This is a genomic window from Streptomyces sp. NPDC051172 (assembly GCF_040682555.1).
Taxonomy (GTDB): domain Bacteria; phylum Actinomycetota; class Actinomycetes; order Streptomycetales; family Streptomycetaceae; genus Streptomyces.
The window spans coordinates 142,983-149,228 of record NZ_JBFBBE010000015.1 but is presented as its reverse complement, the minus strand read 5'-3'; the positions used below and the strand labels follow the sequence as shown (position 1 = coordinate 149,228).

3 protein-coding genes, 2 tRNA genes and 1 pseudogene are annotated in these 6,246 nt (G+C 71.9%); 3 read left to right on the top strand and 3 right to left on the bottom strand.

The window, feature by feature from the left end:
• Nucleotides 1–191 (top strand): annotated as a pseudogene (locus AB0N07_RS12310) (hypothetical protein); the annotation flags it as partial.
• A gap of 94 nt (nt 192–285) precedes the next feature.
• Here the strand turns inward: AB0N07_RS12310 and AB0N07_RS12305 are convergent.
• Together AB0N07_RS12305 and AB0N07_RS12300 are read right to left on the bottom strand one after the other, a co-directional pair.
• Nucleotides 286–358, bottom strand: a tRNA-Arg gene (locus AB0N07_RS12305).
• Between the two features lie 189 nt (nt 359–547).
• Nucleotides 548–638, bottom strand: a tRNA-Ser gene (locus AB0N07_RS12300).
• 170 nt (nt 639–808) lie between these two features.
• Between AB0N07_RS12300 and AB0N07_RS12295 the strand changes: the two genes are divergently transcribed.
• Together AB0N07_RS12295 and AB0N07_RS12290 are read left to right on the top strand one after the other, a co-directional pair.
• Nucleotides 809–1,270: an SSI family serine proteinase inhibitor gene (locus tag AB0N07_RS12295; RefSeq protein WP_365834162.1), complete on the top strand. Its 462-nt coding sequence runs from the start codon at nt 809–811 to the stop codon at nt 1,268–1,270.
• A gap of 253 nt (nt 1,271–1,523) precedes the next feature.
• Entirely contained in the window at nt 1,524–5,534 is a 4,011-nt protein-coding gene (locus AB0N07_RS12290; protein ID WP_365834161.1) for a PAS domain-containing protein, read from the top strand.
• 21 nt (nt 5,535–5,555) lie between these two features.
• Here AB0N07_RS12290 and AB0N07_RS12285 read toward each other — a convergent pair whose 3' ends face one another.
• On the bottom strand, nt 5,556–6,134 hold the full coding sequence (locus tag AB0N07_RS12285; RefSeq protein WP_365834160.1) for a TetR family transcriptional regulator: 579 nt from the start codon (nt 6,132–6,134) through the stop codon (nt 5,556–5,558).
• Between the last annotated feature and the right edge of the window lie 112 nt (nt 6,135–6,246).

Below are 6,246 nucleotides of genomic sequence, written 5' to 3'. Positions count from 1 at the left end.
CCACGACGAACCGGGACCTGCTACCGGGCACTCCGGTGTCTACCCGGACGGGACTCCCACCCGCGAGCCTGGACCAGCTTGCAGGACGCAACATGACGATGGAGGTCTACGCGGAAGCGAGCGAGGAGGAGGTACGCGCCGCGCTCGGCAAGCTGTCCGAAGCGATGGGCGGATCACAGACTGACAGCTGACATCAACCGCTGACATCAGCCGTTGCTGTACTTCGCTGCTGTACGGCCCCGAAACGCGAGAGGCCCCGGATCTCTCCGGGGCCTCTCACCTGTGTGCACTCGGCAGGATTCGAACCTGCAACCTTCTGATCCGTAGTCAGATGCTCTATCCGTTAAGCTACGAGTGCTTGTTTTGTTTTCCCGCCGATCCTGGTCCTTTCGGCCCGCTCGCGGCGACAGGAAGAACATTACATGACTGCCGCCGCCATGTGAAATCCGTTTGCCGCACCCCTTGTGACCTGTGAAAACGCCTCTCCGGGCAGTTCTGGGAACGACGAAGCCCCGGTCGCTGGGACCGGGGCTTCGGCGATCATGCGCGGAGGCGGAGGGATTTGAACCCTCGATGGGATTGAAGTCCCAAACCGCATTAGCAGTGCGGCGCCATAGACCGGACTAGGCGACGCCTCCAGCACAGCCGCTCGCGCGAGCGCGAGTGGTGCGTGCAGATGATGACACAGTCGAGCGTGGTGTCACCAATCGACTCCCACGGTACTAGGCAGGCAGGCCGCAGAGCAAAGCCCTTCCGGTGCGTGCCGACGCGTCCGTGCCGACCGGGACGGTGGGGCGTTAGTCAGGGCATGTTCGCTCGGATTCTCGTCGTCGCCGCCACCGCCGCCGCCTCCGTCCTGCCCGCCGTCGCCCACGCCGACGTCGGCCGACCCGCCCTCGCACCGCCGCCCGTGCAGGACGAGGACCGGGCCGGCGACCACCTCACCGTCACCGTCCGGCACGCCGGCGCCGGTACGGACGGGACGTTCGAGCTGTACTGCCATCCCGGAAGCGGCGACCATCCCGATGTCAGCGGTGCGTGCGAGATGCTCGATCGTGTCGCCCGGTGGGGCAGGGACACCTTCGCGCCCGTGCCCGAGGACAGCGTCTGCACCATGCAGTACGGCGGGCCCGCCACCGCGCATGTCACCGGGAGGTGGGCAGGGCGGCCCGTCGACGCGTCGTACGACCGGAGCGACGGATGTCAGATCGGGCGCTGGGACCGGCTCGTGCCGTTGCTGCCCGATCTGCGGCCCCAGGGGCAACCGTAGGGACGTACGACTCGCACAGGGTTTCCCGGGGAAACCCAGAACTGCGTAAGGGTCTGGCGAAGGTCTCGCGAAGCCTGCGCAGGCCAGAGGATGCGGGCACACGTTCTACTTCAACTCGTCGTGCGACCTCCCTCTCATCCGGCGTCGCGAGCGCAACCACTGCCCTTAGACTCCCTCGCGTGACACGTCGCGGGCCGGTTGGCAAGATGGCCCGAGCGGTCGGCAAGGTGCGGTAACAGGGAGGAAGCGTCTCGTGAGCAGCAGGCCATCCCGAGGCGCTGCTCGCCTCGCAGCCATACTCGACGCGCTTCCCGATGCGTTGGTGCTGGTCAACGCCAATGGGACCGTCGTCAACGCGAACACGATCGCGCTCGAGGCCTTTGAAGCGCCCGGGACCGCGCTGGTGGGTCGGGGGCTCCTCGATCTGCTGCCGCAGTTCGACTCCAAGCTGATCCCGGGCTCCATGCGGCGGCCCGATCACATGGACCCCGCCGGGCGGACCAAGCCCACCCGGATGATCGCGCGGCGGACCGACGGGGTCGAGTTCCCCGTCGAGGTCACCAGCGCCAACCTCGAGAACGGACAGCAGGCCTACGACGGTTACGGCTACAGCGGCGACGAGCTGCTGATGCTCGTCGTGCGCGACCTGACCGGGACCGTGGACACCGAGGCCGAGCTGGCGCGTTCGCAGCGGCAGACCGAGATGATCCTGCGGGCCGCGTCCGAGGGTGTGGTCGGGACCGACACGGCCGGGCGGATCGTGCTCGTCAATCCGGCCGCCGCTCAGATACTGGGTTATCGGGCCAGTGATCTCGGCGGCAAGGAACTGCACTCCCTTGTGCTCCACTCGCGGGGGGACGGCTCCCCCTTCCCGTACGAGGAGTCCGCGCTCGCCGACACCCTGCGCTCCGGGCGCAAGCACCGGGTGCGCGGGCAGGTGCTGTTCTCCAAGGGCGGGGACAAGGTCTCCGTCGATCTGACCACCGCTCCGGTGCGCGACGGGGACCAGCTCGTCGGTGCCGTGATGACCTTCGCCGACCGGCGGCCGTACGACGCGCTCGCCGAGGAGAAGGCCGCCGCCGAGAAGCGGCACGCCGAGGAGCTGGAGCGGATCGAGGAGGAGCACGCCTCCGAGCTCACCGCACTGCGCCAGAAGCACGTCACCGAGATCGAGGAGCTGCAGGAGCAGCACGACGAGGAGCTCGCTGCGGGCGAGGAGCGGTATGCCGCACTCGGTGAGCGGGAGAAGGACCGGTACGAGGCCCTTGCCGGGCGGCACGAGCAGTTGCTGACCCTGCTGGGCCGGTCGCTGCGCGGACCGCTGGACGAGCTGCGACGCGAGCTGGCCGCCCTCGCCGCCGACGACGCCGGGCAGCTGTGGCCGGAGGCCAATCAGGTGCTGCACCACCTGTCGGCCGGTTACTCGCGGATCACCACGCTCATCGACAACGTCCTCGGCTATCAGCTGCTCGACGCCGGGAGCGAGCAGATCACTCGTACGAAGGTCATGCTCGACGCCGTGGTCGCCGCCGGTGTCGACGGGGCCGTCGAGCTGATCGGGCCCGGCCGGGTGCAGTTCGCCGTGCACGCGCCGCCCATCGAGGCCGAGGTCGACCCGCAGCGCCTCGCGAGCGCGCTCGCCCATCTGGTCGCGGATGTCGCCGGCGTGGACGCGACCGGCAACGCGCCGGTGTCGGCGGGCGGTTACATGGACAACACGGTGGTCGTGGCCGCCGCGCAGCGCGGCGAGGTCGTACGGATCGAGGTGCGCGGGCCGTATGCCGGGGGAGACCCGGTGCACGAGCCGATCGTGCGCGGGATCGTGCGGGCTCATGGCGGTGTGCTGCAGACGCACGAAGTGCCCGGGATGAGCGGCAGCGCGTATGTGCTGGAGGTGCCCATCGGGGGTGGGGCCGGGGCCGTTGTGGCCGACGGTCCGGTCGAGGTTTCGGGTGCCGAGTCCGACGAGGGTGTCGCTTCCGACCAGACCTCCGGTGGCGGGCGGCGGCGTGGCCGGCGGTCCTCCGTCGACGCGTTCCTGGAGATCGAGGGGCCGGCGGAGTCCGGTGACCCGTCCGATGCCGGTGACGCGGAGGGCGGTGTACCCACCGGGCGGCGTCGCAGGCGTGCGGTGGAGGAGTCCGCGGCCGCCGCGGGAGCGCTGGAGCTCTCCGGTGGTACCGGACGGCGGCGTGGGCGGCCGGCCGACGCCGGTGACGGTGTCGCCGAGGGTGCCGTCGTCATGGCCGGCGAGCACGGCGCCGGGACCGCGGCCGTCGGTACGGGGCTGGGCGGGACGGTTCCGCCGCAGGGCGTGCCCGCGCCCGGCGGCCGGCGTGCGCGACGGGACGGTGGTGAGCAGCGCGCCCTGCCTGCGGCTCTGCCCGCGGGCCCCGCTTCGGCCGAACAGCCCGTCCAGGCCGAGCAGGCCGTGGCCGCGCAGAACGCCGAGAACGGCGAGCCGACCGGGCGCCGTCGCCGGGCCCTGGCCGCCGCGAACGACCGCGCCGCCGCGCAGGAGGCGGCCCCGCGTTCGGTGTTCGCCCTGCCGCCCGCGGATGCGGACCGGGTTCCCGCCGCGAGTGCGCAGGGGCCGGTGCCTGGGCAGGCATCCGTACCTGCGCAGGGGCCGGTTCCGGTTCCTGTTCCTGTTCCTGTTCAGCAGCAGGTTCCTGTTCAGCCGCAGGTCCCCGGGCAGCCGCAGGTCCCCGGGCAGGGCGGCCAGGATGCTCCTGGTGACGCTCTGGTCGACGACGGTCGGCACGATGCCGTTCCGCACGACCAGTCCGGCGACCACACTCCGCCACAGCCTCACCCCACGAGCGCGCCGACGGGCCGCCGTCGCCGTGCCGTGGCGCAGGCCGGGGCGCAGGAGGCCGGCGGGCAGACCCCGGGGCAGGGGGTGCCGGTGCAGCAGGCCGCGCACGTTCCCGCTCAGGCCGCCGCCGCACAGAACGGCACGGGCCAGGCCGCACCGGCCGCCGCCGCTCAGCCGCTCCCCGCGGCGCCCGCGGAGGCGGCCCCCGGTCAGCCCACCCCGGCCCCAGGCACCCCGCTGCTCCCGGAGGCCCCCGCGGCACCGGCCCAGCCGCTCCCCGCCGAGGCGGCCGCCGCACCGTCCGCCCCCGTCGACCCGAACTCCACACAAGGCCAGGCGATCAGCGTCCGGACCCTGGGCCAGGGCGTGCCGTTCACACGGCAGGCCGCTCAGGTGCAGCAGCCGTCGGCCACGCCCGCGCCGCACAGCCCGAGCGGTTCCGGCCGGCGTCGCAAGCTGGGCACCCGGACCGAGCCCGCCGCCGCGGCCCCGGAGCAGGCGGCCCGTCCGCACCCGGCGGCCGAACAGACGCCCGTACCGGCACCGTCTCAGCCCTCGCCGGCGGGGCAGTCGCGGCTGGCTCAGGTGACCGAGGGCACCGGGCGGTCGTACGCCATAGGGGCGCCGGACGAGAACGCGGCCGAGGGGCCGGAGCCGCTGGACGGTCCCGGTGGAGCCGTGGAGATCGCGGACACGCCGCGTCCGGTGCCGATGGACGACGAGCTGCCGCCGGAGCCGCTCGACAACCCGCGACGGCTGCTGGTGTGGCCCGCGCCGGACGTGACGACCCAGCAGGCGCTGAGCGACCGTGGCTACCGGCCCGTGATCGTGCAGTCGCGCGAGGAGGTCGACGCGCAGATCGCGGCCTTCCCGGCAGCGTTGTTCGTGGACCCGCTGACCGGGCCGATCACGCGGACCGCGCTGCAGTCGCTGCGGCAGGCGGCGGTGGCGTCCGAGGTGCCGATCATGGTGACCGCGGGGCTCGGGCAGGCGACGCGCGAGGCGGCGTACGGCGCCGACCCCGCCGTACTCCTGAAGGCGCTCGCGCCGCGGGACAGCGAGCAGCATCCGCCGCGGGTGCTGTTGATCGAGGAGCACGCGGAGATCGCACTGGCACTGACCGCGACGCTGGAGCGGCGCGGGATGCAGGTGGCGCGGGCCGCGAGCGATGCGGACGCGGTGACGCTGGCGGGGCAGCTGCGGCCCAACCTGGTGGTGATGGACCTGATGCAGGTGCACCGGCGCCAGGCCGGGATCATCGACTGGCTGCGGGCGAACGGCCGGCTCAACCGCACCCCGCTCGTCGTCTACACCGCCGCCGTCGACCAGGCCGACCTGCCGCGGCTGGCCTCCGGCGAGACCGTCCTGTTCCTCGCCGAGCGGTCCACCAGCAGCGAGGTGCAGAGCCGGATCGTCGATCTGCTGTCGCGGATCGGGACCAACTAGGCCTCGGTCAGGGCTGCTTCGCTACTTCGCGACCAGCCTGCGTGCCGCCTCCTTGATCGAGGTGCGCAGGCGGTCGCGGTCGGTGTCGTCGGTACCCGCGAGGATGCGGCGCATCTGCGGGACGACGACGGCCCAGTTGGCCAGCGCGGTCAGCAGGAGGAGCAGGTCGCGGGGCGGGATGGCGTCGGTGATGACGCCGCGGGCCTGGCCGTCCTGCAGGGTCGCCACCTTGCGGCGGTAGTGCTCCTGGCGTTCGGCCTCGTCCGGCAGGTCGGTGGTGCCGTACTCCAGGCCCTCCCAGAAGAGCAGGCGCAGCACCTCGGGGTGGGTCTCGTGGTAGTCCATCAGGCGGTCGATCCAGCCCTCGATGTCGTCCGGATCGACGGGTACGGCCGCGGCCAGGTCGAGCATGACCTTCCCCAGGACCTGGGTGAACAGCTCCGCCTTGTTGCCGAAGTAGGCGTAGATCAACTGCTTGTTGGCCTTGGCCGCGGCGGCGATGCGGTCGATGCGGGCGCCCGCGATGCCGTGGGCGGCGAACTCGGCGACCGCCGCCTCGAAGATCCGGGCCCTGGTGGCCTCGGGGTCTCTGACTGCCATGGGGGCAGGGTACCGCTCCGAGGTCGGTAACCAACTATTTGGTTGACAGGGAATCGGCAGGAGGTGCACGGTGTTCCTCCTTCCAACCAACCAGTTAGTTGTTGGAGCTGGC

Bases quoted from the DNA above. Each gene is read 5' to 3' on its own strand.
- AB0N07_RS12295 (WP_365834162.1), top strand. From the start codon at position 809: ATGTTCGCTCGGATTCTCGTCGTCGCCGCCACCGCCGCCGCCTCCGTC.
- AB0N07_RS12285 (WP_365834160.1), bottom strand. From the start codon at position 6,134: ATGGCAGTCAGAGACCCCGAGGCCACCAGGGCCCGGATCTTCGAGGCG.